Raw genomic sequence first — 25555 nt, forward strand, 5'->3', positions numbered from 1 at the left:
TCCTCCTGCTGACTTTCGGTCTATCTGTCGGTATTTCGCATGCGCTCGACCACTCCGGCGACGAACGCGGAGATGGCGTCGAGTTCGGACACGTAGGCCCAGTAGTCGGGGTGACGTCCGGTCAGGCCCGCGCTCGCGCGATCCAGGCGTTCGGCCTGGGCGTCGAGCACCGAACCCCATTGCGGGACCACGCCTTTGTCGACCGCGAGCATCTGCGCGTCGCGCAGTGTGAAACGGACGGCCTTGGCGCGCTCGGCCGGCTGGTCGCGGACCGCGCGCAGCAGGGCGAGCCGATCGGTCACGGTCTCGGCGCGCTCCTCGGCGGTGGCGAGGTGGGTGCGGGCGGCGGTGGTCAGGTCGAGCGCATCCTCCGGGTTGTGATTGGCCAGGGCGGCCCGGGCGCGGGCCAGATCCGCGTCGGCGGCCGCGACGGCCTCCCGGGCTTGTCGCTCATTGTTGGCCAAATCGTTCGACGACGCAGCCGCGAATTCCCGCAGCAGCGCCGACATGGCCGGAGCGATGCGGTCCAGGCGGTTGCGGGCGGCGTCGAGCCGGGTGGCGGCGGAGGCGAGGGCGGTGGTGGCCGAATGCTGTTTGCCGGGTGCGGCTTCCAGGGCGGTGGACAGGTCGCGGTTCAGCGTCTCGAGCCGGGTGGCGGCGTCGCGGGTGGCGCCGCCGGTGCCGGTCGCGACCGCGGCCTCGAGCGTGAGCACCCCCTCATCCACGGCTGCCGCGCATTGCCGGATCGAGGGGTAGGCGGCGTGGGCTGAGGCGTCGGCGGCCTGCCGCAGCTGTGCCGCCCGCGCATGCACCTGCGAAACCAGTTGCGGCACCGAGCCGTACACCGCGACCGCGTGCTCGAGGTGGGGCTGATCGCCCCGGTAGAACTCGTCGACCCCGCGCGCGGCGTCGGCGAGTCTCCGGATGACGGTGTCGATCTCGGGCTGGGTGACGGGGCCGCCGTCCTCGCGTTCGGCCTGTTCCAGGCGGTCGTTGAGGGCGAGGTAGGCGCCGGAGGCGTCATAGCAGCCGGCGCGCACCGGTTCCCAGCGCGCGGCCATGCCGCGCGCGGGGAACAGCGCGGCCGAGGCGGCGACGGCGGCCTCGGCAATGGTCTGCCGCTGGTCCATATCCAGGAATGCGGTCGTCAGTACCTGCCGGGCCTGCTGCACCCATTCGTTGTTCCGGGGTGCCCGGAACCATCCGCGTCGACGGCCTGCCACGCCCCCGATGGTAGGAGAACCCGGTCGTTGGGGCGACAACGACGACGCGTTGTGGAAACCTGTCATCTGATAGTTGCTTCCGAGTGGTAGAGTTGACGATTCCCTACCCAAGACTTGGGAAAACCATTACTGTCGAGGCGGCGAAACCGACAAGCAGGACACACGGTTGGCCAAGAAACGCTTCAAACGCTTTACAACGGAAGGATTCCCGCAATGGGTGTCAGTTTGTCCAAGGGCGGCAACGTTTCACTGACCAAGCAGGCTCCGAACCTGGCCCAGGTGGCCGTCGGCCTCGGCTGGGACGTCCGGACCACCACCGGCACCGACTTCGACCTGGACGCCAGCGCCATCGCGACCGGCGCGGAGAAGAAGGCGCTGTCGGACAAGCACTTCGTGTTCTTCAACAACCTGCAGTCCCCGGAGGGCACCATCGTGCACACCGGCGACAACCTGACCGGTGAGGGCGAGGGCGACGACGAGGTCATCAATATCGACCTGGCGAACACCCCGCCGGCCATCGAGTCCATCTTCTTCCCGGTGTCGATCTACGACGCCGACTCGCGCGGCCATAGCTTCGGCCAGGTCCGCAATGCCTACATCCGGGTCGTGGACCGCGCGAACGGCGCCGAGCTGGCCCGTTACGACCTCTCCGAGGACGCGTCCACCGAGACCGCCATGGTGTTCGGCGAGCTCTACCGCAACAATGGTGAGTGGAAGTTCCGCGCGATCGGCCAGGGCTACGCGTCCGGCCTCGCGGGCATCGCTCGCGACTTCGGCGTCAATGTCTGAATCGAAGTCGATGTCTGAATCGAAGTCGATGTCTGAATCGAATAGGTAGCGACCCGAAGAGGGCTCGGTCGCACGAGCCCTCTTCGTGTGCCCGCCCGCTCCAGTCCCCGAACCCGGCACAACGAAAGGCCAGCTGCGGTGCGAATATTCGGCCTGTCCATCATCGTCACCGCACTGTCGCTGCTCGCGGCCCTGGTATACGGCGGTCCCACGGCACTGCTGCTGTGTGCCATCCTCGGCGTCCTCGAGGTCTCGCTGTCCTTCGACAACGCTGTGATCAACGCCAGCGTTCTGCAGGGGATGAGCGAGTTCTGGCAGCGGATCTTCCTCACCGTCGGCGTCGTCATCGCGGTTTTCGGTATGCGCCTGGTGTTTCCGCTGGCCATCGTGTGGATCACCGCGGGCCTCAACCCGGTTCGCACCTTCGATCTGGCCATGAACCCGCCCGCCGACGGAGCGCTCACCTTCGCCGACGGCAGCCCCTCCTACGAGAAGCTGCTCACCGACGCGCACCCGCAGATCGCGGCCTTCGGCGGCGCGTTCCTGCTGTTGCTGTTCTTCGACTTCATCCTCGAGGAGCGCGAGGTCACCTGGCTGGGCTGGATCGAACGCCCGCTGGTCAAGCTCGGCAAACTCGACATGCTCGCGGTGGTGCTCAGCCTGGGCGCCATTGTCATCGCGGCGGAATTCATCGCGGCCGACGACGACCGGTCCACCGTGCTACTGGCCGGCATCCTCGGCGTGATGACCTACATCCTGGTCGACGGGCTCGGCTCCCTGTTCCATGCCGAGGAACACGCCGACGAACAGACCGCCGCCGGACCCTCGGCCATCGTCAAGGCGACCGGCAAGGCGGGGTTCTTCCTGTTCCTGTATCTGGAAGTGCTCGACGCCTCGTTCTCCTTCGACGGCGTGATCGGCGCTTTCGCCATCACCTCCGACCCGATCCTGATCGCTCTGGGCCTGGGCCTGATCGGCGCCATGTTCGTCCGATCCATCACCGTCTACCTGGTGCGCAAGGGCACACTCTCGGAATACGTGTACCTCGAGCACGGCGCGTTCTGGGCCATCGGCGCGCTGGCGATCATCCTGCTCATCACCATCGGCGTCCACGTCAACGAGGTGATCAGCGGCCTGGTCGGCGTGGCCTTCATCGGAGCGGCGTTCATCACCAGCGTGACCCGCAACCGGCGTGAGACGGCCGAGTCCGACGAGGACGACGATGAACCCGCGGGCCTGGCGAACCCCACCACCGTCGGCTGATCCACCGAAACCGGAAAGCCCGCCACACCAGAGCGTGTGGCGGGCTTTCCGGTCACGAGGAGGGATTCACAGCATGCGGCGCGGCGCGGACATGTGCTTGGCGCGCCGCACCGAGACGCGTGACCACAGCTGCTGCTGCAACGCCAGGGTCAGCCAGCCCGCGAACGCCATCCCGGCGATGTTCACCAGCAGCTGCGCCGTACTGCCCCACACCGTCCCGCCGTCGGCGACAGCCACGCCGAGGGCGATATTGCCCGCCGCGGGCACCGTGGTCACCGAGATGAACACACCCGCCAGGCCCACCGACTTCGCGGAGGTGATGGACAGTACCCCCGCCGCACCGGCCACCACCGCGATGATGAACGACCACTTGTCGGGCGTGTAGATGAAACCGGTGGCCGGACGGGGACCGGTCACCTGGGCCAGCGTGAGCCAGCCCAGCGCGCGGGCGACGAGCGCCAGCAGGATGGTGATGCCGATGGCCGCCACGAAACCGATCACCAAGGTGCGCAGGGCCAGCCCCAGCAGTACGAAACGCCGACGCACCAGCGCGACCCCGAGCGCGGCGATGGGGCCGAACTCGGGGCCGAGCACCATCGCGCCGACGGTCAGGATCTGCGAGTCGGTGATGATGGCGATGCCGGCGATGACGGTGGCCATCGTGAGGAAGCTGAGATAGGTCCAGTTCAGCTCGGTGTCGTCGTACGCCCGCTGCGCCACCTCCGCCCACACCACCGCGTCGGCACTGCTGCCCGGCATGCGCACCTCGGCCTCGAAGCCGCTGCGCGACAACCAGGTTCCCACCTGCTCGATCTCGATACTGCCCTCCTGGTGCACCCGCAGATCGCGCAGCTTCTGCACCAGGTCGTTGGCGGCCTCGCGGGCGATCTGCGCGGTGATCAGGTCGCCGGGCGGGCGCAGCGCCACACCACGGAAGGCGACCAGCCCGGTCACCGCGTCATCGGTCTCGAGGACCTCGAGGACCTCGCCGGTCATGGCGGTGGGGGAGAGTATCCGCAGGTGCAGCATGCGCACAGTCTGCCGCGCGGAGGGGGCGGGCAGGTACCGGAAACGCGAAACCGCCGGGGTGTCATGGAATTCGCGCCATGACACCCCGGCCGGTCGCGGCGATCACACCCGCGCGGGCTGCGGCAGCGAGAAGCGTCGGCGGGCAGCCTCGGGCTCGGCCGGGGTGGAATTCGGCGCGGCGCGACGGGAGGCCAGGACCATGCCGATCAGTCCCACGCCCAGGCCCGCAACCGTCAATGGGCGCAACGGCTGATCGATGACCAGCCAGGCCATCACCGCGGTCACCGCCGGGATGGCGAAGAAGAAGCGGCCGACACGGGTGGTGTCCCAGCGCTGCAGCATGGTGTTCAGCAACAGGAACGCACCCATGGAATTCACCAGCACCATCCAGACCATGGATCCGGCGAAGCGAGCCGGGTCCGCGATGTGGAAGTCGCCGCCCGCCACGGCCATTGCGCCCGCGAAGGGCGCGCTGACCGCCACGTGCAGGGCAGTGCCGGCCCGCGGATCGATCGCGGGGGTGAAGCGCTTCTGGTACACGGTGCCGAGGCTGAGGCCGAGCAGGCCGACCACGCACAGCAGCAGGCCCACCAGCGAGAAGCTGGACTGATCGACCACCGCCAGGCCCACACCCAGACCGCCGACCCCGAAGCCCAGCCACTGCCGGGCGCTCACGGATTCGCCCAGGCCACCGGCGAATACGGCGATCACCACCGGGCTCAGACCCTGCACCAGGGAGATGACGGCGGCGGTGACGTGCTCGTGCATGGCGGTGTAGAAGGCCCCGAACTGCACCATCTGCATGAGCAGGCCCGCCACCAGCGTGTGCGCGAGGACCTTGCCGCGCGGCCAGACCGCCCGCGCCAGTAGGGCATACGCGATGAGCAGCAGGCCGGCGATGCCGAAGCGGGCGAACAGCACCAGCATGGGCGGCGCCGCGCCCACCCCGATGATGCCGGCGATGAAGGCGCTGCTCCACATGAGGATGAGGGCCGGCGGGCCCGCCACTTCGAAAAGCCGGTTGTCCATGATTCCTCCACGCCGCTAACCGGTTCAGGTGGTTATACCGTGACACCTCCTTGCATAACCTGTCAAGGGGGTTACCATGAAGACATGTCCACCTTCGCCGACCCGCACCTGTTCATCAGCGGCAATCTCGCGCTGAACTTCATCGGTACGGCTCAGGAACGACGCACCACCTTCATCGACCTGCTCACCAGCGACGACGAACTCGCCGAATGGATAACGGCGGCAGGCATCCTCGACACCGAGCCGGACTGCACCGGCGCCCTCACCCGGGCCGTGAAACTACGCGAGGCCACCTGGCGGCTGATGCTGGCCACCCTCGACGGCGAACCCGCCGCCGATGCCGACCGGCGACTCGTCAACCGGCACGCTCACGACAGCCCGCCCGAGCTCACCCTGCGCGCCGACGGCAGCGTGCACCGCAGCGGGACACTCGATTCCGCGCTCGCGGCCGTCGCACGCTCCGCCATCGAACTGCTCGGCAGCCCCGACCGGGACCGCATCAAGGAATGCGGGCGAGACGCCTGCACCCGCCTCTATATCGACACCTCACGCGGCGGTTCGCGCCGCTGGTGCGATATGGCCGTCTGCGGAAACCGGGCCAAGAGCAAGGCGTTCCGCGCCCGGAACACCGAGCCGGCCGGCTGACCGCGCCCGCGCCGTCACGAACAGGAAGAAGAACACCACCAGCAGCGCGGCCCGGCCCCACACCCCGATCTGCACGATGTTCTGCTCGAATCCGGCAGCATGGCCGGCACCCAGAGCATAGAAGTAGCGGAAGACGCCGATCCCGATGCAGGCATCCGCCATCAGGTAGGTGACGGTCAGACTCCACGGCACCTCCAGCAGCACCAGGAACGGGATCAGCCACAGCGTGTACTGCGGCGAATGCACCTTGTGGAACAAGAGGAATCCACAGAGCATGGCGCCGCTGACACCGATCCACGGATACACCCCCGCCAGCTGATACCGTCGCCAGCCCAGCCAGCAGGCCAGCACGAAGGACGCCAGCACCAGCAGCGGCGAGGCCGCCGACACCACGCCCTGGAACGTCGACTCGCCCTCGCTGGTCTGGGCGAACAACGGACGTAAACCCCAGTACCAGATGGAATTCGTGGTGATATCGGCCTGACGTAACTGCTGGAAGGTGATCGATGCACGCCAGCCGTCATAACCCGCCAGCGCGAACGGCAGATTGATCGCGACCACCGTGCCGACAGCGGTACCGGCCACCATGAGCGCACCGCGCACATCGAATCGCCGCTTCCGCAGCGGGTTTTCACCGAGCAGCACGTAGATCAGCAAGGGCAGCACGAAGATTCCGGGATACAGCTTGAAACAGAAGCCGATCGCCAGGAATACCGCCGCGGCTATCGCCCGGTCCCGCAGGGAATATCGCGTCAGCACGGTCATCACATAGAACGCGGCCACCGCGGTGGCCACCACCGGCAGTTCCCAATTGTGGAAGGCGTAGAGCACCAGGGGCGGACCGGCCGCCCACAGCAGCGCCGCCGGACCCGCCATCCGGGCCAGCAGATATGCGGTGAGCAGCGCGAACGGAGCCAGCAACAGCGCCGAGTGCAGCAGGAAATCCGCATCGGTGTGCGCGCCGATGCCGCCGATCCACATGAGCAGACCGCTCAGCACCGGATACTCGACCGCGCCGCCGGTCAACTGGCCATCGGGTGTGATGCCGCCGGTTATATACGGAAAGACATGCTCATCGATGCCACGGCCCAGCCATAGGTACTGAATATCGGAATAGCAGACATTCGAGTCCTTGATGGCATCGAAAATGGCGCTGCGACCCGACTCCTCGAACGGCCCGCCGGCACACCGCGCCTTGTTCACATACGCGATCAGCAAGGTGATCCCGCACACCAGCGTCGACGTGACCGCGATCATCGACCGGCCCGCCTCGCGGCGAGCGACCGCTGCGCTGGCGACGGGTCGGTTCGGCATGCGCACCACCATAGGTCTCTCTTCGGCGTGTCCGCGTGTTCAAGCTCGGGATCGGCCCGATTTCGCACGCCATGCCTATCTATCGCCCGGCCGCCACCGGCGTGAACACGCGAGCGAGAGCCTCGATACCCCGGCGCGGGGCGCCACGTTCCCTCATGTAGCCTTGTCGGGTTGCTGACGCAACGAACCCTCCTGCCCACGGACAGTCCGTGGGCCGTTCACAGTCCACAGGAGGTGATGAGGTCCGTGCGTCATTATGAAGTGATGGTTATTCTCGATCCGCAAATGGACGAGCGCACCGTCGGCCCGAACCTGAACAACATGTTGGGTGTTGTCGGTGCCGAGGGCGGCAAGGTCGACAACGTCGACATCTGGGGCCGCCGTCGTCTCGCCTACGAGATCGCCAAGCAGGCCGAGGGCATCTACGCGGTCGTCACGCTGACCGCCAAGTCCGAGACCGTCAGCGAACTCGATCGCCAGCTGGGCCTGAACGAGTCGGTGCTGCGCACCAAGGTGCTGCGCCTCGACAAGAAGTAGTCCAGTCCTCCCGCAACGTCGCTCGTAACCGTCGGTGCCTATCTCTAGGCTGACTGGCAAACCGTGCACCGAGCCCACGATCGGGCGTGCACGGGCGAGCGCATTGCGGACTGCACCGGAAAGCAGGAGGAACCATGGCCCAAGGCGACACGGTCATCACCGTCATCGGCAATCTGACGGCTGACCCCGAGCTTCGATTCACGCCCGCGGGAGCGGCCGTCGCGAACTTCACCGTCGCGTCGACTCCCCGTGTGTTCGACCGTAATACCAATGAATGGAAAGACGGCGAAGCGCTTTTCCTGCGCTGCAACATCTGGCGTGAAGCTGCGGAGAATGTGGCCGAGAGTCTGACCCGTGGCTCGCGAGTGATCGTGAGCGGACGGCTCAAGCAGCGCTCCTACGAAACCCGCGAGGGTGAGAAGCGCACGGTCGTCGAACTCGAGGTCGACGAGGTGGGTCCCTCCCTGCGGTACGCGACCGCGAAAGTCAACAAGACCACCCGTGGCGGTGGTGGCGGCGGCTTCGGCGGTGGCGGACAGGGCGGCGGCCAGCAAGGCGGCGGCTTCTCCGGTGGTGGCAGTGGTGGGGGTCGTGGCGGCCAGAGCGCCGGCGACGACCCATGGGGCAGTGCCCCCGCGGCCGGCTCCTTCGGGGGCGGCGCGATGGACGACGAACCGCCGTTCTAGACAACGGCTTTCCCCGGAATCCGCCCCGACGGCTGGGTTCCCGAAATTACGGAGTTGAAAGACCATGGCCAAAGCACCGGCACGCGAAAAGGTGCTGAAGAAGAAGGCTTGCACCTTCTGCAAGGAAGACAAGGCTGGCAAGAAGAACAACACGGCCGGCGCCAAGATCGACTACAAGGACACCGCGCTGCTGCGCAAGTACGTGTCCGATCGTGGCAAGATCCGCGCTCGCCGGGTGACCGGCAACTGCGTACAGCACCAGCGCGATATCGCTGTCGCCGTGAAGAACTCGCGTGAGGTCGCTCTGCTGCCTTACGTGTCCACCGCCCGCTGAGAAAGGAAGACACAGCAATGAAGCTCATCCTCACCGCTGATGTCGACAACCTCGGTGCGCCCGGCGACACCGTGGAGGTCAAGGACGGCTACGGCCGCAACTTCCTGCTGCCGCGCGGCCTGGCGATTGTCGCCACCCGTGGCGCGCAGAAGCAGGTCGAGGGCATTCGCCGGGCGCAGGATGCCCGCCGCGTGCGCGACCTGGACCACGCCAACGAGCTGAAGCAGGCCATCGAGGGCCTGACCGGCGTGTCGCTCGCGGTCAAGACCGCCGGCACCGGCAAGCTCTTCGGTTCGGTCACCGCCGCCGATGTCGCCGCGGCCATCAAGGCCGCCGGTGGCCCGGTCGTCGACAAGCGCAGCATCGAGCTGCCGAAGGCCCACATCAAGAGCACCGGTAAGCACGGTGTCGTGGTGCACCTGCACCCGGATGTGATCGCCAAGGTCGACCTGCAGGTCACTGCCGCCGAGTAATTCGGTTTGTCGGAGGTCGCCTCAGCTGTGGGGCGGCCTCCGATTTTCTTTGTTCGATTCTTCTGTTTGCCGAATATTTGCTTATTGCGTGTCAGGTGTACCGGGGCGAGGTGTCGGTATGCAGAATTCGCGGTGTTCGCCCGAGTTGTGGATTGCCCAGCAAACCAACCATTCTCGTTGTGCGACAGGTCACAGACGTGAGATCGTTCGTTCACCCAACACGCCCGGACGTTACCGTCCAGCGACACGCCGCACCGAATTGATCCACAATTACACACAATGCGAATTCGGCCACTACCAGCGCATTGATTGACCACATCGACTGTTGTCCCCAAGTTTTCCACAGGGGGTGCACAACAGTTGGTGAACAATACCCACGTTGTCCACAGGTGTGTACACAGCTCGGTTTGGCGGGTCACCGTCCGGTCGCCTAGGTTCGCATTCGATGTCGTGACCACTGCCCGGACGACACGACTCCGTGTATCCAGCGCCCACCACCACGGGTTTGCCACCGCGCCTGTACAACTCGGCGTGGCGGCGCCGCGTGGTGGACCGAACCTGTCGGTGCGCAGGCGTACAACGGTCATGGACTCGTTCCGGGCGCGAGGAGAGAGGACGGTCGAGCCCATGGCAGTCATCGACGATCGCGGCCACGACGATCACGGGCCCGACTATCCCGACGCCCCCGGCGAGGATTTCGGCCGTCAGCCACCCCACGACATGGCCGCCGAGCAATCCGTCCTGGGCGGCATGCTGCTGTCCAAGGACGCCATCGCCGATGTCGTGGAGGTCATCCGCCCCGGCGACTTCTACCGCCCCGCCCACGCGGCCGTCTACGACGCCATCCTCGACCTCTACGGCCGCGGCGAACCGGCCGACCCGGTGACGGTGGCGGCCACCCTCGACCGCCGAGGCGAGCTCAAGCGCATCGGCGGAGCCCCGTATCTCGTCACGCTGACCCAAACGGTCCCCACCGCGGCCAATGCCGGCTACTACGCCGAAATCGTTGCGGAGAAGGCGATCCTGCGCCGCTTGGTGGAGGCGGGCACCCGAATCGTCCAGTACGGCTACGCCGGCGCCGACGGCCAGGACGTGGCCGAGGTCGTCGACCGCGCCCAGGCCGAGCTCTACGACGTCACCGAACGCCGCTCCAGCGAAGACTTCGCCCCCCTCACCGACATCCTCCAGCCCACGATGGACGAACTCGACTCCATCGCCTCCCGGGGCGGCATCTCCCTCGGCGTCCCAACAGGTTTCACCGAACTCGACGAAATCACCAACGGCCTCCACCCAGGCCAGATGATCATCGTCGCGGCCCGACCCGGTGTCGGAAAGGCACTTGCTCTCGATACTCCGCTGCCCACGCCGGACGGCTGGACCACCATGGGTGAGGTCCGGGTTGGCGACGAATTGCTCGATGCTCAGGGCCGGGCCACACGGATCGTGGCCGCCACCGAGGTGATGGCCGGCCGACCCTGCTACGAGGTCGAATTCTCGGACGGCACAGTGATAGTCGCCGACGAACAGCATCAATGGCTCACCGAGACCCGCTCCTCGCGCCGGTCTGCGCAGCAAGCCGCCACCGGCCAGAACCGGTACCGGAACCAGAAGACTTTCGCCGAGATCCGTACGACCGCCGAAATCGCGGCCACCGTGCGCTGCGCGACCGCGGATCGACGGCTCAACCACTCCGTGGTGAACACCGAGGCACTGCAATTACCCGGGCGCGAGTTGCTCGTACCCCCGTACACGCTGGGCGCATGGCTCGGCGACGGCAGTTCTGCGTGTGCACAGCTGACCACGGCTGATCCCGAGATCATTCATCGGATCGAGAACGAGGGAATCCTTGCGACGCACTCGGATTCCGCGCCGCTGCGATACAGCCTGCGGCTGCCCGAGGATGCACCGATCGAGCCGCGTGATTGCATTGTCTGCGGTGCGGAGTTCATTCCGTTCACCAGCGAAGTCCGCACGTGCGGCCGATCGTGCGGCGGCAAGGCTCGTTTCGTCTCGGATCCGGTACCCGCCCCGACCTGCCCGCAATGTGGCGGCCCGTCCATCGGGCTCCGCCTGTGCCCGTCCTGCCGTAATGCGATCGGCAGTGTGCAGGCTCGCCTGCGCGCCCTCGGTGTGCTCGGCGACAAGCACATCCCCCTCGACTACCTACGCGCTTCCGAGGCACAACGACGGGCCCTGCTGGCCGGCTTGCTCGATACCGACGGCAACGTCACCAATGGCGGGTCTGTCCAGTTCTCGGTGACCAACCCGCAGCTGGCCCGGGACACCGAAGAGCTGATCGTGAGCCTCGGCTACCGCTGCCAACTGTCGACCAAGCGAGTCCGAGGCCGCACCGAGGCGACCTCGACCGCTTACACGCTGACCTTCGCCACCGAGGACGAGGTCTTCGGGCTGAGCCGGAAAGAGCTGCTGCACAAGCTGCGTCGCGGCGCGACCGACACGGCCCGTTGCGGCTCCCGCTTCATCGTCGACGTCCGCCCGATCCCATCGGTCCCGGTCCGCTGCGTAGAAGTGGCGAACTCCGACCATCTGTACCTTGCCGGCCGCTCCATGATCCCCACCCACAATTCCACGCTGGGAATGGATTTCATGCGCAGCTGCTCCATCAAGCATGGTCTGGCCAGCGTCATCTTCTCCCTGGAAATGAGCCGCACGGAAATCGTCATGCGCCTCCTATCCGCGGAAGCGAAAATCAAACTGGGCGATATGCGTTCGGGCCGCATGAGCGACGACGACTGGACCAAACTCGCCCGCCGCATGAGCGAGATCAGCGAAGCGCCACTGTTCGTCGATGATTCGCCGAACCTGACGATGATGGAAATTCGGGCAAAAGCCCGACGGCTCAAACAACGCCACGACCTACGCCTTGTGGTGGTGGACTACCTTCAGCTGATGACCTCCGGCAAGAAGGTCGAATCCCGCCAGCAAGAAGTCTCGGAATTCTCGCGAAGCCTCAAACTGCTGGCCAAGGAACTCGAAGTTCCGGTCATCGCGATTTCACAGCTGAACCGTGGTCCGGAACAGCGAACCGATAAGCGCCCCATGGTCTCCGACCTTCGCGAATCGGGCTCGCTGGAACAGGACGCGGATATGGTTATCTTGTTGCATCGCCCCGATGCATTCGAACGCGATGACCCTCGCGGCGGTGAAGCGGATCTCATTCTCGGCAAACACCGAAACGGCCCTACCGCAACGATTACCGTTGCGCACCAGCTGCATTTGAGCCGCTTCGTCGATATGGCCCGAGGCTAGCCACCCGTGTAGGGTCTCAAAATGCGTGGCCAAATCTCAAAATGATTGGCCACTCGATGGCCAATTGGCCACCATTTTGAGACAGATTCCACTCCGCCGCTGCGCCAGGGGGTCGCGTCCCGCCTAACGAGACGCTCCCGCGTCGGGTGCGGTGGCCTGCGCATGGCGCGCCGGGCCGACCAGGCGAGCTGCCGGATCCGCGGATTCTCTGCGGGCGGGTTTTCGAAATTCGGTGGTGTGACGAGCATTGCGGCGCGAATCGGGCGGCTGGGTTGCTGCGCCCAGTGCACGAGGGTGAGAAAACCCGCGCTGTGGGCGACCAGCACGACCTCGTCGAGGATGGTCGAGACGGTGCCCCCGTCATGCCGAGCAAGATACGGTCTCACATCTGATGCCAGGGCCGGAGATCGCCCCGAGTTGAAAAAAGTGCCCCTGATCAGTCTTCATGTACCAGTGGCACCATCTTTACCACCACCCTGCATTCGGTATGCGCCTCTAATCTGTTGCAGTCCAATGGATTACGGCAGGGATCAGCCATGGGCGAGGGCAGGGAGCACGGACGGACGTGGTAGCTGCGTGCGCAACGACTCTGGTTACCGTCGCGTCTGGTTCACTGCACGAACGGCGTGTGTGTCCCACTTGGTGGGGGCGCAGCCGAATTGGGTGTGGAACCATCGCGAGAAGGCGCTGAGTTCGGAGAATCCCAGATCGGCGGCGATTTCGCTCATGGTCCGATCTTGTCGCGCGACGTATCGTTGCGCCAGCTCGATCCGGACGGTCTCCAGGATCGAGGAGAAAGTTTCGCCGGTTCGGGCGAGATGCCGGTGCAGGGTGCGGCGGTCCATGCCCAGGCTGCGGGCGACCTGGTCTGCCGAGCACCGTCGAGTCGGCAGCAAGGATTCGATCACGAGTCGCACCTGATCGGCTGTCGTGTCGCCCGCGATGGCAAGCGATTGCAGATATTGGCGGGTGTAGGGGCGCAGGAGCGGGTCGGCCAGGGGGTTGGTGGCGTCGAGGTCGCGGGCGTAGAAGACGATGCCATCGTATTCGCAGCCGAAATCGATGGTGTCGCCGAGCATCCGATGGTAGATGTCGACGTCTGCGGGGGCCGGGTGAGTGAAGCACACCGTGACGGGGTTCCAGTCCTCGTGCAGGAGATCGCGCAGGATCCGGCAGGTCGCGGCGACCGACAGATCGACCGCCTGCCGTCCGAAAGTGGCGCCCGGTGCTGGGAGTACGCGTATCGTGGCCAGGCCGTTGACCTCGGTCAAGCGGGTATGGAGGGCTTCGTTGTGCAGGTTGCCGTGGCGCAGCAGGACTTCGAGCGCGCTGCGGACATCGGGTTCTTCCCGGGCGACCAGGCCGAGCGGACCCAGGGTTCTTATGCTGCGCGCGGCGGCCAGTCTGAGCCCGAAGTCTTCGCATGTGGTTTCGGCGGCCGATAGTTCCAGTAGCCGGTTGATGGCCTCGGCCGAGACCCAGCCGGCGGTATTGGCGACTGCGGCGGGATCGATCCCGATGGTGCGCATGAGTGGTTGCGGGTTGAGTCCGAGTGACAGGGCCAGGTCCACATAACCGTCCAACACGGCGCTACGCACCATCAGCATTCTGGCGATACCTCCTGTCCCAAATAATCAAACATATGACCCCTTAAGTCAAGTTCCTATGCCTTCTCGGCGATAGCGTGTCCTGCATCACGCCGTAAGGAGCGGCGGTGCACCGCAGGAGTTGCTTTGACTATCTCGCCACCGAGGCCGTCCACGCCGGTCGTCGATCACATGCGTGCCAGCGGTACCTGGAATCCGCTGTGGGACAACCTGTATGAGTGGGACCCGGAGTGGACCGAGCAGTTCATGACGATGGGGTCCACTCCGATCCGGCGGGGAGTATTCACCCCGCAGTTCGTCGAACTGCTCAGCATCGCCATCGATGCCGCGTGCACCCACATGTACTCCCCGGGGGTACGCCGGCACATCCGGGCCGCGCTCGAGCTCGGTGTTACTCGCCAGGAGATTCTCACCGTCCTGGAAATGGTCAGTGTGCTCGGCATCCACGCCTGCAACATCGGCGCGCCGATCCTGGCCGAGGAGCTCGAAGCATTCGAGCGCCGGTCGCGAGACCGCAGCGAAGACCGATCCGAACAAACCAACTGATTTCCGAACGAAACCAACTGAAAGGACCCGATCATGCATTATCTCGACGATTCGCTACTACCGGAGAACCAGGAGAAACTGGTCATCCAGGTAGCGCCGTACGGCCCGGAATTCCTGCCCGGAGATTCCGACGACATTCCGGTGACGATGGACGAGCAGATCCAGAAGGCGGTGGACTGCTACAACGCGGGCGCACAGGTGCTGCACGTCCACGTGCGTGAAGCCGACGGTCACGGGTCGAAGCGGCTCGAGCTGTTCAACGAGATGCTGGGCCGCCTGCGTGAGGCGGTGCCGGAGATGATCCTCCAGGTCGGCGGTTCGATTTCGTTCGCTCCGCCGGAGGGCGGCGATCAGGCGAAGTGGCTGGATTACGACACCCGCCACCTGCTGGCCGAGCTGGATCCGAAACCGGATCAGGTCACCATCGCCATCAACACCAGCCAGATGAACGTCATGGAGTTGCTGACCGATGACGACGTCGCGGGCACCTCGCTGCAGAACCCGGTGCTGCAGAAGGCCTATCGCGACATGGTGGTCGAGGCCGGGCCGGAGTTCTACCTCGAGCATCTGCGTCGGCTGACCGCCGCCGGCATCCAGCCGCATTTCATGCTCGGCTCGGTGCATCAGCTCGAGACCGTCGAACGGTTGATCCGCAAGGGCCACTACACCGGCCCGCTGGTGCTGAATTACGTTGCCATCGGCGGCGGCGCGGCGGGCCTGCATCCGGCCGACCTGCTCGAGTTCATCCGCCGCACCCCGGACGGCGCGGTGCTGACCATCGAAACGATCATGCGCAATGTCACCCCGATGTGCACCATCGCGATCGCGCTGGGCCAGCACGTCCGAGTCGGCATCGAGGACAACCTGTGGGGCCGCAAGGGCGAGCGACGCACCTCGGTCGAACAGGTCGAGCAGATGGTCCGCATCGCCGACGAACTCGGCCGCGATGTCGCCTCCTGCAAGGAGGCGCGCGACATCTACCTGTTCGACGAGGTCTACACCGACACCGACGACGCGCTGGCCAAGATCGGATACCCGCCCAACCGCAAGCCGGGCCAGCTCGGCTTCCTCCACCACGCCTGATTCCCCCGGGCAGCGTGCGGCTGTAGAGCGCGGTGCGCCGCGCGCTGCCTTCTTTTCCCTTCACTGGTAGACCGGCCGCGCTTACCCGGTCACTGCACAGTTCCGCCAGGCTCGAGGAAGCGCCATGGATCTTCACACCACGCCCGCAGACCCCACCGCGGGTGTATCGAATGCCACACGTCGCCGCTCGCGGATCTTTCCGTGGGTCGTGTTCGCTCTGACCTTCGGGCTGCTGCTGTCGGACTACATGTCCCGGCAGGTCCTCCCGGCCGTGTTCCCTTACTTGAAAACGCAATGGGGACTGTCGGATTCGCAGCTGGGCGCGCTCACCAGCGTGGTCGCGTTGATGGTTGCGTTGGGCACGGTGCCGCTGTCGCTGCTGGCCGACCGCTGGGGACGGGTGCGCAGCTTGTTGATCATGGCGACCTTCTGGAGTGTCGCCACCGTGCTGTGCGCATGCGCCGGCAACTTCGGCCAGATGCTGGGCGCTCGTTTCCTGCTCGGGGTCGGTGAGGCCGCCTATGGCAGCGTCGGCGCTGCCGTGGTGGTCAGCGTCTTCGCCCCGCGGCTGCGGGCCACGGTCAGCGGGGCATTCCTCGCCGGTGGTTCCTTCGGCTCGGTCCTCGGAATCGCACTGGGCGGGGTGATCGCCCGCCACATCGGATGGCGCTGGACCTTCGTCGCGATGGCGGTCTTCGGTCTGCTGCTGGTGGCGGCGTTCCGGCTGCTCGTGACCGAACGCGCCCTGCAACGCCATCACATCGCTGATGACACCACTACGCAGCAGGACTCTGCGCCAGGCGTGCGGGCGCCGTTGTCGAGCCTGTTCGCCACGGTGTCGGTGTGGTGCGTCTATCTGGCCGGGGGACTGCAGCTGTTCGTGTCGGCGGTGCTGATGGCCTGGCTGCCCAGCTTCTTCAACCGCTCCTACGGGATGGCCCCCGATCGCGCCGGTCTCACCGCTGCGGTGTATGCGCTGTTGATCGGCGTCGGCATGATCGGCTGCGGCATGATCGCCGACCGGGTCGCCCGCGCCGAACCTGCTCGCCTATGGAGCATCGTGGCGGTGTATTGCGTGATATCGCTCGTCGTGCTCATGGTCGCTTTCAGTCTGCCCATCGGACCGGCGCAGCGGATCGCGCTCGGTATCGGGGCGCTGTTCTGCGCCGGTTCCACTGGTGCGATCTCCTCGTTGGTCATCAATCTCACTCATCCGAGTCTGCGTGCTACCGCGTTCGGAACGGCCGTGTTGTTCAACAACGTTTTCGGTTTGGCGGCCGGTCCGCTGGTCGTCGGCGTCCTCGCCGACCACTACGGGCTGCCCACCGCACTACGACTGGTGCCACTGGCCTACCTCGGCGTCCTCGCCGTCGCGGTCCTCGGTAGACGCGCCCACCCCGCCGGCCTGCGCGGACCGGCTCGGTCGCAGACGGTCTCGCCATCGGCTCGACCGGTCCAGCCCGCCGACTCGTAACCGTCCGGCCGCCTGGTCACCGTCCACGACTCCAGTCAAAGGTCTGTCATGCTCAATCTGTCTGTGCTGCTGGAAGATTCAGCTCGCAACCACCCCGATCGCGACGCGGTCGTCGCCGCCGGTGATCGCCTCACCTACGCCCAGGTGGACGCCGTAGCCAACCAGGTCGCCAACCTGCTGGTCGCCCGTGGCATCGAGCCCGGTGACAAGGTCGCGCTGTCGTGTCCCAACCTGCCGTGGTTTCCGATCATCTACTACGGCATCCTCAAAGCAGGCGCGGTCGTGGTCCCGCTCAACATCCTGCTCAAGGACCGCGAAATCGCCTACCACCTCGACGATTCCGACGCCAAAGCCTACTTCTGCCACGACGGCACTGCCGACCTGCCGATCGGCGACTACGGCCGGGCCGGCTTCGACCAGACACCCGGATGCCAACACCTGTTCCGCATCGACACCCCCGCCCCCCGCCACGACGGCACCGCCGACGGCCTGGCAGCGCAATTGGATTCCCAGCCCACCGAGTTCGCCACCCGAGTCCGGGAAGCGACCGATACCGCGGTGATCCTCTACACCTCGGGCACCACCGGCAAACCCAAGGGCGCCGAACTGACCCACGCCAACATGCTGCTCAACGCGTTCACCGCGAACCGGCAGTTCGACAGCCACCCGACCCGGCACGACCGGCATCTGGTGGTACTACCGCTGTTCCACACCTTCGGTCAGACAGTGAATATGAACGCCGGATTCTCCGTCGCCGCAACCCTGGTACTACACCCTCGTTTCGACGCCGCCGCCGCGCTGGCGCTGATGCGGACCGAGCAGATCACCGTGTTCGCCGGCGTTCCCACCATGTACTGGGGCCTGCTCAACGCCCTCGGCGACACCGGAACCATCGACATCGACGCCATTGCCGGGCACATGCGGCTGGCCCTCTCCGGCGGCGCCGCATTACCGGTGGAGATCCTCACCCGATTCCGCCAGCAGTTCGGCATCGACATCATGGAGGGCTACGGCCTCTCGGAAACCGCCCCGATGGCCTTGTTCGGCAGCCTCGAGCACGGTCCGCGCCCCGGCTCGATCGGGACACCGGTGTGGGGAGTGCAGGCCCGGCTGGTCGACGAGGACTGGAACACCCTCACCGGCAGCCATGTCGTCGGCGAGATCGCCGTACGCGGCCACAACGTCATGAAGGGCTACTACAAGCGGCCCGACGCCACCGCCGAAGTCATGCGGGACGGCTGGTTCCGCACCGGCGATCTGGCCCGCCGCGACTCCGACGGCTGCTACCACATCGTCGATCGTGCCAAGGACCTGATCGTGCGCGGCGGCCTCAACGTCTATCCCCGCGAGATCGAAGAAGTCCTCATGACCCACCAGGCGGTGTCCCTGGCCGCGGTCGTCGGCATCCCGCACGAGAGCCACGGCGAGGAAATCAAGGCCTACATCATCCCCGCCCCCGGCGCCGAGCCGACCGAAGACGCCCTCATCGCCTGGGCCAAAGACCAGATGGCCGCCTACAAATACCCCCGCCACATCGAATTCGTCCAGACGCTGCCGATGACCGCCACCGGCAAGATCCTCAAACGCGAACTCCGCACCCACAACTGAACCCGCATCCACCACGCGGCGTCCGGCGGCGGTGCCGACAGCAACAACACCCGAGGAGATCACCATGACGTTGTCCGACAAGACCGCCGTCATCACCGGTGCCGGCCAGGGATTGGGCAAGGCGATCGCGCTGGCACTGGCCCGCGCCGGGGCCGACATCGTCGCCTGCGACATCCAGGACGACAAGCTGGCCGATCTCACCGAGGAGATCCATACGCTGGGCCGGGCCTGTCTGCCTGTGCGCTGCGATGTCTCCGATCGGGTCGCGGTGGACCAGATGTTCGCCGAGGCCGCCGACTGGTTCGGCACAGTGCACATCCTGGTCAACAATGCCGCCATCGTGCCGTCCTCACCCGAGGACACCGAGCGCCGCAACCTGCACTACGCCTACCTGACCACTCCCATCGGACGCCGCTCGCTCGGCATCACCAGCAGCCTCACCGACGAGGACTGGCTCAAATGGTGGGATGTCAACGTCCACGGCGTGTTCTACTGCACCCGCGCCGCGCTGCGCTACATGGAACCACAGCGCCACGGCCGCATCGTCAATATCAGCTCCATCGCCGGTATCTCCGCCGCCAGCGCGCACAGCCCCGGTTACTCGGCCGCCAAGGCCGCCGTGGCCAGCCTCACCAAAACCGTCGCGCTCGACGTCGCCGGAGCGAACATCCTGGTCAACGCCATCGCCTGCGGCGGTGTGCTGACCCCGCCGTTCCAGGAATACCTCGATAACGCCACCCCCGAACAGAAGAACAGCCTCTACCAGATGATCCCCGTCGGCCGCCTGGGCACCCCCGAGGAGTACGCCTCCCTCGCCGTGTACCTCGCCGGCGACGACCACTATCTCACCGGTCAGATCATCAGCCCCAACGGCGGAGCTGTCATCTGACACCGCGCCCGCCAGCAAGCCCGCAAGTTCCCTGGAGCAGCACCATGAAGCACACCACCGCACCGGTCGTCGTGATCGTCCCCGGCCTCGGCGATCATGGCGACGACCACTGGCAGAACCAGCTCGCCGCAACACTTCCCGGCACCCGCACCGTGCGCCGGCCACCGGGCGACGCGCGACTGAACCGCGACGCCTGGGTTACCGCACTGGAGACCACCCTGCGGGAGATACCGCAGCCGGTCGTGCTGGTCGCGCACAGCGCCGGTGTGCTCACCGCCGTGCACTGGGCCCAGCACCCCACCCGCGACATCGACGCAGCCCTGCTGGTCACACCACCGGACTTCGAAACCCCGCTGCCGGACGGCTGCCCGAGCCCCGACGAGTTCACCCGCCATGGTTGGAACCCGATCCCACGCCGGCAGTTGCCGTTCCCGAGCATCCTCGCCGCCAGCAGCAACGACCCGCTCGCCGCTCGCCGCCGCGTCGCTGGCCTGGCCGAAGCCTGGGGCAGCCGCCTGGTCGACCTCGGCCCCGTCGGACACCTCGACCCTGCCGCCGGTTACGGGCCATGGCCTCGGGCCGAACAACTACTCCACGAACTCACCGCCACCGCCGACATGTAATCGGACACCCCCGAAGACGGCCTACCCGAAGCTGTCGGCACCGGAAACGCCACAACGGCGAGCCTTCGTCACATCACGCTGTCCGCGTTGGCTGCTTCAGCCTGGCCGAGAACGAACTGTCATGGCGCCAGCCGGGTTTCGCGTACCCTCGCCGAGGCTTCATGCTTCGGTGTCGACCACCTGTGCGCTCAGGCAGCGTTCGAGGAGCTGATCGGTGGCGGCTTCCTGGGCGTCCGAAACCGGCGGTACCACTACCTGGACCGAGGCCAGCCAGGCCGGAAAAGTGCCGCGGTGGTGTTCGACGAGGTGTGCGACCGCACGATCGACGCTGTCGATGATGCTGCGGTGCACCATGACCGGCCGATCTGTGAATCCGCCGAGCGGCGTGAGGATTTGAGCGTGGCATACGGATGAGTTTCGATCCGAACGCGACACGAACATGTTGGAGATGGCGCCGGAACCATCGCGTCCGGCGATGCCACCACGCCGGCACCTAGCACCACCGACGAGCTCGAATCATGAACAAGCGCCGCCCATCCCACGCCCCTGTTGAACCCCGCATCCTCTCCGATGCCGTCGCCCACAAGCTGTTCGGAAGGCTCCTCGACGACCACGACGCCGCCCGGGGACCATCAGCATGCTCGCCACCTTCTGTCCCGGAAAGTCAAAAATCCGACCCGGATTGTCAAGATCTGAATCGTTTTCCTGCCTTATCGTGTCCTGCATCACGTCGCTAGCCAACGACTATCACACTGCCGATTACCGCGGCCAGCAAGATCCTCGAACGGCTGACTCCGCGTCCAACTCTGAAGCCACACACCGCGTGGTGCCTGGCGACCATGCCGACAGCACAACATACGTGAGGAGATCACCATGACATCGCCCGACAAGACCGCCGTCCTCACCGGCACCGGTCAGGGACCCGGCAAGACGATGGCGCCCGCCGGCGCAGGAGTCATCGTGTGCAATATCCAGGACGACAAGCTGGGCCGGGCCTGTCTGATGGTGCACCGCGACGTCTCCGATCGGGTCGCGGTGGATTGGGTGCCAGACGAGCTGCCGATCGGTTCGGCACCGGGCACATCGTGGTCAACAACGCCGGTTTCAAACCCTCGACACCGGCCGACATCGCACGCCGCAACACGCGACTTCGCCGGTCAGATCTTGCGCCCCAACAGCGCTATCCGACACTGCGCCCGAGGCAGGCGCGCGTGTTTTCTGTAGCAGCACGCCCCGGATTTCGAAACCCCCGTTTAACCGGATTACGCCGACAACGGCCTACCCGATGCTCCACCTCCCTGAGAGCACAGTCCCGGACGGGGCTGTGCCGATCTCACCGATGAAGTTGAGGAACACCATGAAGATGAGGAAAACCGCTGCGACCGCAATCCTCGCGGCAACAGCCATCGCTATCACCACCGCCACCGCGAATGCCGCACCCCAACCCGGCGACCAACCACAAGACGCTGTGCACTACGAGGTGCACCGCGACGGCGGTTCCGCCGTCCTCACCACCACCGACGGCAAGCTGAAAATCATCGACGACCAACTGGTCCTCACCGACCACAACGAGCAGCCAGTCGCCGCCATCCCGCTCACCTACCAGATGGACAACACCGCTCACCCCATCGACGCGCACATCGACGGCACCACAGCCACCCTGACGCCGTCGAAAGACAACCCCCGGCCGGTCCAGGCCGTCAGCCGCGACCAGATCATCCCCGTCGACAAAGCCGCGCAGATCGCCGAATCAGTCAACCCGCGCGACGCACAAGCCCTCGGCACCTTCGCCCAGCGAGTCACGATCGGCGCCGGCGTGAGCGCCATTCTCGGCGCGGTACTCGGCGGCGGAATCGGCTGTCTGGTCGGCGGCGCAGCCGGCGCCGTGCTGAGCAGCCCGGTCATCGTCTTGCTGGCGCCCTTCGTCGGCGCCACCATCGCAGGCTGTGTCCTCGGCGCTGCCACCCTCGGCGCGGTCGGCTCGATGGCCGGCCTCATCTTCGCGGGCGGACCCATCACCCTGTTCGCCGCCTTCCAATACTTCTCCACCATCCTCACTCCCTGCCCGCCCGACGTCCCCGCTTGCAAAGATCCCCTCGCCCCCGCGGCACCCGCGAAATAGGAACCACTCACACGCATCGAGGATCTCCGTGTCGATCACCGGGAACGGCCCGTCACGATAAGACAGACCGAGGCGTTGGGATGATCACCCTCATGCCCAACGCCGGCGGCCCGAAATACCTGGCCCACGGCACGCTGCCGCCGACCCGGGACATCGGGCAACCTGGTCTGGTGCTGCCCGGCAACCGCGTGGCCGGGCAGCACCGGGCCGAACCCACAATCACGAGATCAGCGGCGCCCCAGGAGAGTACGCCGCCATGAGACGATCGTCGGCACGAGAGCAGGACAAGCGATAGCGGGTGCTGCGCTGACATCATTCGGTTGGAAGCTGCGCGGTCGAGCAGGGCCGTCCCGCTCAGCAGCTCGCAGCGCATGCATCCAGGGCACTCCCGCCCTGCCCGGCGCCTCGAACACCGGCGGGAACATCGAACTCAAACCGCCCCTCGGCCTCGTCGAAACTGTTGATCCCTGCCGAGGGGGACCGACGAATTCGGGTCTCGCATAAATGACCAGTCATCCCCGTGACCAGCGCTATATACCGGATCTCGAAGGGGGACAAGTACATTCGATCGCTCTCAGCGGGCTACGCAGATGGTCTCAGGTTGCGTCCATGGAACGCCGGCGCCAGTACCGCCGCCGATCACAAGCAGCCCCTGGCCGCCGCCCTGCCGCAGCTGCCGTTCCGGCCCGGTCACACCGGATCTGCCGAAAAGTGCTGGTGCGCAGGCTTAAATGGACAGAGAAACACCTCGGGAAATGCTGCGGCCAAGCCCAGCAAGCAGGCACTGTTTCGCGAGTCCAACGGAGCCTCACCACTTTCATCACGTGACGAAAACTCGGGGGTCCAAGTCCACTGCAGGAAGCGCAGTTTGGGCCGGATGTGCGACACCTGCAATCGGCAGATCAGCGCGCTACTGCCAAGCCTGAAAGAATGGCCATCTTTTTGAGACAGATCGCAATGGCCATGTTGTGAGACAACTTCCAAAGCTGTAGGTCGGAGCTTCGGCGTTGGCCATGAATTTTGAGACCCCACAGAGGTCGTTCGACTGTTTGCTGGCGTCGGTCACACCCCCGCTGTCCTGTGCCAGTCGATCTTGCTCGTTGTCAATCGATCTTGCTCGATGGCACGTTTCTGCCAGTGCAGTTTGCTCGGCTACCTTGGGGGGTGGGGGTTGGCGATCGTGGCCTCGACCGGCGAGCGGAATCTCGCGTGCTCCAACATCCGCTCATGCCGATGAGCGAGTGCATTCCAGCACTCAGTAGGCGGCATGTTGTGCAGCTTCTGTAGGTTGAGGCCTGCGAGTTTGAGCGTGACGAAGGAGTACGACGGGGTGGGTGTCAAGAAGATCGAGCGTTTGAGCCCGCTGATCGGCGATGCCGTGGGTATCGCGCTTGCGCCGTTCGGGTTCCGCCGAGACGAATCGGCCGAGGAGCCGACGCTGTCAAGTTTCGTGCGTCCTGTTGTCGAAGTGCCCAATCTGCTCGCTCAGATCAAGGTGAACGTCGTGCCCGGCAAGCAACTTGCTGGCGGTGTGCGGTTCTCGGGTCACGCCAGTATCAGGTCTGACATCGTCGGCCAGCTGACAACAGATCTGCCCGACGAAGCGAGCCTCGATGACTGGGATCCGGTATTCAACGCATCAATCGACATGGTGGGATTCGGGGCACTCGCTCGTCTGAGCGGTCCCCGATGACGAGACCATCCGGGAGTAGAGCCAGGTGATTTCGTTCCGTGTTCAGTTGGTCCCGCAGGCCACTGGGTGGTGGGTGTGGGTGCAGGCCGCAGAATACTCGGCCGGTGTCAGGTAGCCCAGCGCCGAATGCCGGTGCCGCCGATTGTGGTCGGCCTTGAAATCGCCGATCACCACCCGCGCTTCGAGCAGGCTGGTCCAGTGGTTGCGGTTGAGGCACTCGGTCCGCAACCGGCGGTTGAATGATTCGACGAACCCGTTGTTCCAGGGCGTGCCCGGTGGAATGTAGGAGATCCCGACCCGGTCCGCGCAAAATCGTTGCAGGGCAGCCGAAATCATTTCCGGACCGTTGTCCATCCGCAGTACCCTCGGCGGGCCGCCGGTCGCGATGAACACTTTCTCCAGCTCGGCGACGAGCCGCTCGGCGGTGATCGAGCGTTCCACCACGTGCAACAGGGATTCGCGGGTGTGTTCGTCGATCATCGAGGCGATCTTCACCGCCCGACCGTCGGTGGTGGAGTCGAACTGGAAATCCAACGCCCACACCACTTTCGGGGCATCGGCCTCCACGGGTGGGATCGAGGAAACCCCGGCCCGTTTGCGGGGATGGTGTTGCCGGACCTGCAGGCCCTCCTCGCGCCAGAGCCGATGGACCTTCTTGATGTTGGCCCCTGAGCCTTCATCGAACCGCAGGGCAGCCCAGGCTCGCCGGAATCCGTGCCGGGGATTTTTGACCGCGTACGAGCGCAGCCAGGCCCGCAAAGCGGCATCCGGATCGGTCGTGGTGTCCTTGATCGGCAGCCGCCGATAGGTTGACCGCGCCAGCCCAACAACCTTGCATGCCAACCGTTCTGACATGCTCTTGCATTCGCGCAGCATGTCCACGGCGCGGCGCTTGGCCGCTGGGCTCAGAATTTTCCCCGAGCGATCTCCCGCAGCGCGTCCTTTTCCAGCTCGGCGTCCGCGAGCAGCCGCTTCAGGCGGGCGTTCTGCTCACGCAGCTCTTTGAGCTCCTTGGCCGCGTCGGTGTCAACGCCGCCGTACTGGCGGCGCCAGTTGTACAACGTGGCCGCCGACACGCCGATCTCGGCGGCGGCTTCCTCGCCTGTCTTCCCGGCGGCGGTCAGCTCGTCGGCACGGCGCAGCTTCCGCACGATGTCCTCCGCGGAATGCCGCTTGCGTCCTGCCATGTCGATCAGTGTCCCTTCTCGGCCCTCACCAGGCCAAACAGGAGTCTCAATGAGGATGTCAAGCCGCAGCTGTCGCCGGGACAGCCCTCGGAGGCTGCTCAGTGAAGTGCCGTCCGTCACGCAATAGTGCC

25 protein-coding genes are annotated in these 25555 nt (G+C 65.7%); 17 read left to right on the forward strand and 8 right to left on the reverse strand.

Annotated elements, in window-relative coordinates; all coding sequences use genetic code 11:
* Nucleotides 1–20: 20 nt before the first annotated feature.
* A complete protein-coding gene (locus ACIRRA_RS29760; protein WP_402774805.1) occupies nucleotides 21–1223 on the reverse strand; it encodes a hypothetical protein in 1203 nt (400 codons plus the stop codon).
* A gap of 213 nt (nucleotides 1224–1436) precedes the next feature.
* Between ACIRRA_RS29760 and ACIRRA_RS29765 the strand changes: the two genes are divergently transcribed.
* Nucleotides 1437–2012: a TerD family protein gene (locus tag ACIRRA_RS29765; protein WP_402774808.1), complete on the forward strand. Its 576-nt coding sequence runs from the start codon at nucleotides 1437–1439 to the stop codon at nucleotides 2010–2012.
* Between the two features lie 138 nt (nucleotides 2013–2150).
* Nucleotides 2151–3275, forward strand: coding sequence for a DUF475 domain-containing protein (locus tag ACIRRA_RS29770; protein WP_402774810.1), 1125 nt, complete (start codon nucleotides 2151–2153; stop codon nucleotides 3273–3275).
* Between the two features lie 66 nt (nucleotides 3276–3341).
* Here the strand turns inward: ACIRRA_RS29770 and ACIRRA_RS29775 are convergent, their stop codons facing one another.
* The gene (locus ACIRRA_RS29775) at nucleotides 3342–4304 is read right to left on the reverse strand and encodes a DUF389 domain-containing protein (RefSeq protein ID WP_402774813.1); all 963 of its coding nucleotides are present in this window, start codon (nucleotides 4302–4304) and stop codon (nucleotides 3342–3344) included.
* Nucleotides 4305–4406: 102 nt separating this feature from the next.
* Nucleotides 4407–5333: a DMT family transporter gene (locus tag ACIRRA_RS29780; RefSeq protein WP_402774816.1), complete on the reverse strand. Its 927-nt coding sequence runs from the start codon at nucleotides 5331–5333 to the stop codon at nucleotides 4407–4409.
* Between the two features lie 84 nt (nucleotides 5334–5417).
* On the opposite strand from ACIRRA_RS29780, the gene ACIRRA_RS29785 reads away from it, so the two are divergent.
* A complete protein-coding gene (locus ACIRRA_RS29785) occupies nucleotides 5418–5978 on the forward strand; it encodes a CGNR zinc finger domain-containing protein (protein WP_402774819.1) in 561 nt (186 codons plus the stop codon).
* On the opposite strand, the gene ACIRRA_RS29790 is transcribed toward ACIRRA_RS29785, so the two are convergent.
* Nucleotides 5880–7292 carry a glycosyltransferase family 87 protein gene (locus ACIRRA_RS29790; RefSeq protein ID WP_402774822.1) on the reverse strand — a complete coding sequence of 471 codons (1413 nt, stop codon included), beginning with the start codon at nucleotides 7290–7292 and terminating at the stop codon, nucleotides 5880–5882. The two genes, ACIRRA_RS29785 and ACIRRA_RS29790, sit on opposite strands and share 99 nt — an antisense overlap.
* A gap of 246 nt (nucleotides 7293–7538) precedes the next feature.
* Here ACIRRA_RS29790 and rpsF point away from each other — a divergent pair, with 246 nt between their 5' ends.
* The 5 genes from rpsF (at nucleotide 7539) to dnaB (ending at nucleotide 12592) form a co-directional block, all read left to right on the forward strand.
* Entirely contained in the window at nucleotides 7539–7829 is a 291-nt protein-coding gene (rpsF, locus tag ACIRRA_RS29795; protein WP_083869414.1) for a 30S ribosomal protein S6, read from the forward strand.
* 134 nt (nucleotides 7830–7963) lie between these two features.
* Complete coding sequence (locus ACIRRA_RS29800) at nucleotides 7964–8515, forward strand: single-stranded DNA-binding protein (RefSeq protein WP_356996014.1); 552 nt, start codon at nucleotides 7964–7966, stop codon at nucleotides 8513–8515.
* Between the two features lie 64 nt (nucleotides 8516–8579).
* Nucleotides 8580–8849, forward strand: a complete 270-nt coding sequence (gene rpsR, locus ACIRRA_RS29805; protein WP_040814320.1) for a 30S ribosomal protein S18 — start codon at nucleotides 8580–8582, stop codon at nucleotides 8847–8849.
* 17 nt (nucleotides 8850–8866) lie between these two features.
* Complete coding sequence (gene rplI, locus ACIRRA_RS29810; RefSeq protein ID WP_354841000.1) at nucleotides 8867–9322, forward strand: 50S ribosomal protein L9; 456 nt, start codon at nucleotides 8867–8869, stop codon at nucleotides 9320–9322.
* Nucleotides 9323–9949: 627 nt separating this feature from the next.
* Nucleotides 9950–12592, forward strand: coding sequence for a replicative DNA helicase (gene dnaB, locus ACIRRA_RS29815; protein ID WP_402774828.1), 2643 nt, complete (start codon nucleotides 9950–9952; stop codon nucleotides 12590–12592).
* On the opposite strand, the gene ACIRRA_RS29820 is transcribed toward dnaB, so the two are convergent.
* Nucleotides 12589–12978 (reverse strand): alpha/beta hydrolase, encoded by a 390-nt coding sequence (locus tag ACIRRA_RS29820; protein ID WP_402774832.1) that lies wholly within the window; start codon nucleotides 12976–12978, stop codon nucleotides 12589–12591. The genes dnaB and ACIRRA_RS29820 overlap by 4 nt on opposite strands.
* A 207-nt stretch (nucleotides 12979–13185) precedes the next feature.
* On the reverse strand, nucleotides 13186–14199 hold the full coding sequence (locus tag ACIRRA_RS29825; protein WP_402774835.1) for an AraC family transcriptional regulator: 1014 nt from the start codon (nucleotides 14197–14199) through the stop codon (nucleotides 13186–13188).
* 171 nt (nucleotides 14200–14370) lie between these two features.
* Between ACIRRA_RS29825 and ACIRRA_RS29830 the strand changes: the two genes are divergently transcribed.
* From ACIRRA_RS29830 to ACIRRA_RS29855, 6 genes are all read left to right on the forward strand, one after another.
* Nucleotides 14371–14745, forward strand: coding sequence for a carboxymuconolactone decarboxylase family protein (locus ACIRRA_RS29830; RefSeq protein ID WP_402774838.1), 375 nt, complete (start codon nucleotides 14371–14373; stop codon nucleotides 14743–14745).
* A gap of 33 nt (nucleotides 14746–14778) precedes the next feature.
* On the forward strand, nucleotides 14779–15828 hold the full coding sequence (locus ACIRRA_RS29835) for a 3-keto-5-aminohexanoate cleavage protein (protein ID WP_402774840.1): 1050 nt from the start codon (nucleotides 14779–14781) through the stop codon (nucleotides 15826–15828).
* 124 nt (nucleotides 15829–15952) lie between these two features.
* Nucleotides 15953–17302: an MFS transporter gene (locus ACIRRA_RS29840; RefSeq protein WP_402774842.1), complete on the forward strand. Its 1350-nt coding sequence runs from the start codon at nucleotides 15953–15955 to the stop codon at nucleotides 17300–17302.
* A gap of 48 nt (nucleotides 17303–17350) precedes the next feature.
* Complete coding sequence (locus ACIRRA_RS29845; protein ID WP_402774845.1) at nucleotides 17351–18910, forward strand: long-chain fatty acid--CoA ligase; 1560 nt, start codon at nucleotides 17351–17353, stop codon at nucleotides 18908–18910.
* Nucleotides 18911–18974: 64 nt separating this feature from the next.
* Nucleotides 18975–19799, forward strand: a complete 825-nt coding sequence (locus ACIRRA_RS29850) for an SDR family NAD(P)-dependent oxidoreductase (RefSeq protein ID WP_402774848.1) — start codon at nucleotides 18975–18977, stop codon at nucleotides 19797–19799.
* Between the two features lie 44 nt (nucleotides 19800–19843).
* Nucleotides 19844–20422, forward strand: a complete 579-nt coding sequence (locus ACIRRA_RS29855; protein ID WP_402774851.1) for an RBBP9/YdeN family alpha/beta hydrolase — start codon at nucleotides 19844–19846, stop codon at nucleotides 20420–20422.
* A gap of 159 nt (nucleotides 20423–20581) precedes the next feature.
* Here the strand turns inward: ACIRRA_RS29855 and ACIRRA_RS29860 are convergent, their stop codons facing one another.
* Complete coding sequence (locus tag ACIRRA_RS29860) at nucleotides 20582–20776, reverse strand: hypothetical protein (RefSeq protein WP_402774853.1); 195 nt, start codon at nucleotides 20774–20776, stop codon at nucleotides 20582–20584.
* Nucleotides 20777–21785: 1009 nt separating this feature from the next.
* Here ACIRRA_RS29860 and ACIRRA_RS29865 point away from each other — a divergent pair.
* The 3 genes from ACIRRA_RS29865 to ACIRRA_RS29875 all read left to right on the forward strand — a co-directional run bounded on the left by ACIRRA_RS29865 (nucleotide 21786) and on the right by ACIRRA_RS29875 (nucleotide 24237).
* The gene (locus tag ACIRRA_RS29865) at nucleotides 21786–22544 is read left to right on the forward strand and encodes a hypothetical protein (RefSeq protein ID WP_402774856.1); all 759 of its coding nucleotides are present in this window, start codon (nucleotides 21786–21788) and stop codon (nucleotides 22542–22544) included.
* A gap of 80 nt (nucleotides 22545–22624) precedes the next feature.
* On the forward strand, nucleotides 22625–22804 hold the full coding sequence (locus ACIRRA_RS29870; RefSeq protein ID WP_402774859.1) for a hypothetical protein: 180 nt from the start codon (nucleotides 22625–22627) through the stop codon (nucleotides 22802–22804).
* A gap of 1070 nt (nucleotides 22805–23874) precedes the next feature.
* Nucleotides 23875–24237 (forward strand): hypothetical protein, encoded by a 363-nt coding sequence (locus ACIRRA_RS29875; protein ID WP_402774862.1) that lies wholly within the window; start codon nucleotides 23875–23877, stop codon nucleotides 24235–24237.
* A 42-nt stretch (nucleotides 24238–24279) separates the two neighbouring features.
* On the opposite strand, the gene ACIRRA_RS29880 is transcribed toward ACIRRA_RS29875, so the two are convergent.
* Nucleotides 24280–25424, reverse strand: a protein-coding gene (locus ACIRRA_RS29880) for an IS3 family transposase (RefSeq protein WP_402774865.1) whose coding sequence is annotated in 2 segments (ribosomal slippage) — nucleotides 24280–25148 and nucleotides 25148–25424 — 1146 coding nt in all. Because the reading frame shifts where the segments join, the coding sequence is not laid out codon by codon here.
* Nucleotides 25425–25555 lie beyond the last annotated feature (131 nt).

Origin of the sequence: Nocardia sp. NPDC101769, from assembly GCF_044766925.1 — a bacterium.
GTDB lineage: Bacteria > Actinomycetota > Actinomycetes > Mycobacteriales > Mycobacteriaceae > Nocardia.

What these genes read in the sequence shown, in the direction of transcription:
- ACIRRA_RS29850 (WP_402774848.1), top strand. Translation starts at nt 18,975, where the DNA reads ATGACGTTGTCCGACAAGACCGCCGTCATCACCGGTGCCGGCCAGGGA.
- ACIRRA_RS29870 (WP_402774859.1), top strand. Translation starts at nt 22,625, where the DNA reads ATGATCACCCTCATGCCCAACGCCGGCGGCCCGAAATACCTGGCCCAC.
- dnaB (WP_402774828.1), top strand. Translation starts at nt 9,950, where the DNA reads ATGGCAGTCATCGACGATCGCGGCCACGACGATCACGGGCCCGACTAT.
- ACIRRA_RS29830 (WP_402774838.1), top strand. Translation starts at nt 14,371, where the DNA reads ATGCGTGCCAGCGGTACCTGGAATCCGCTGTGGGACAACCTGTATGAG.
- ACIRRA_RS29785 (WP_402774819.1), top strand. Translation starts at nt 5,418, where the DNA reads ATGTCCACCTTCGCCGACCCGCACCTGTTCATCAGCGGCAATCTCGCG.
- rplI (WP_354841000.1), top strand. Translation starts at nt 8,867, where the DNA reads ATGAAGCTCATCCTCACCGCTGATGTCGACAACCTCGGTGCGCCCGGC.
- ACIRRA_RS29800 (WP_356996014.1), top strand. Translation starts at nt 7,964, where the DNA reads ATGGCCCAAGGCGACACGGTCATCACCGTCATCGGCAATCTGACGGCT.
- ACIRRA_RS29860 (WP_402774853.1), bottom strand. Translation starts at nt 20,776, where the DNA reads ATGGTGCACCGCAGCATCATCGACAGCGTCGATCGTGCGGTCGCACAC.
- ACIRRA_RS29845 (WP_402774845.1), top strand. Translation starts at nt 17,351, where the DNA reads ATGCTCAATCTGTCTGTGCTGCTGGAAGATTCAGCTCGCAACCACCCC.
- ACIRRA_RS29835 (WP_402774840.1), top strand. Translation starts at nt 14,779, where the DNA reads ATGCATTATCTCGACGATTCGCTACTACCGGAGAACCAGGAGAAACTG.
- ACIRRA_RS29780 (WP_402774816.1), bottom strand. Translation starts at nt 5,333, where the DNA reads ATGGACAACCGGCTTTTCGAAGTGGCGGGCCCGCCGGCCCTCATCCTC.
- ACIRRA_RS29790 (WP_402774822.1), bottom strand. Translation starts at nt 7,292, where the DNA reads ATGCCGAACCGACCCGTCGCCAGCGCAGCGGTCGCTCGCCGCGAGGCG.
- rpsR (WP_040814320.1), top strand. Translation starts at nt 8,580, where the DNA reads ATGGCCAAAGCACCGGCACGCGAAAAGGTGCTGAAGAAGAAGGCTTGC.
- ACIRRA_RS29775 (WP_402774813.1), bottom strand. Translation starts at nt 4,304, where the DNA reads ATGCTGCACCTGCGGATACTCTCCCCCACCGCCATGACCGGCGAGGTC.
- ACIRRA_RS29765 (WP_402774808.1), top strand. Translation starts at nt 1,437, where the DNA reads ATGGGTGTCAGTTTGTCCAAGGGCGGCAACGTTTCACTGACCAAGCAG.
- ACIRRA_RS29865 (WP_402774856.1), top strand. Translation starts at nt 21,786, where the DNA reads ATGAGGAAAACCGCTGCGACCGCAATCCTCGCGGCAACAGCCATCGCT.
- ACIRRA_RS29840 (WP_402774842.1), top strand. Translation starts at nt 15,953, where the DNA reads ATGGATCTTCACACCACGCCCGCAGACCCCACCGCGGGTGTATCGAAT.
- ACIRRA_RS29855 (WP_402774851.1), top strand. Translation starts at nt 19,844, where the DNA reads ATGAAGCACACCACCGCACCGGTCGTCGTGATCGTCCCCGGCCTCGGC.
- ACIRRA_RS29825 (WP_402774835.1), bottom strand. Translation starts at nt 14,199, where the DNA reads ATGCTGATGGTGCGTAGCGCCGTGTTGGACGGTTATGTGGACCTGGCC.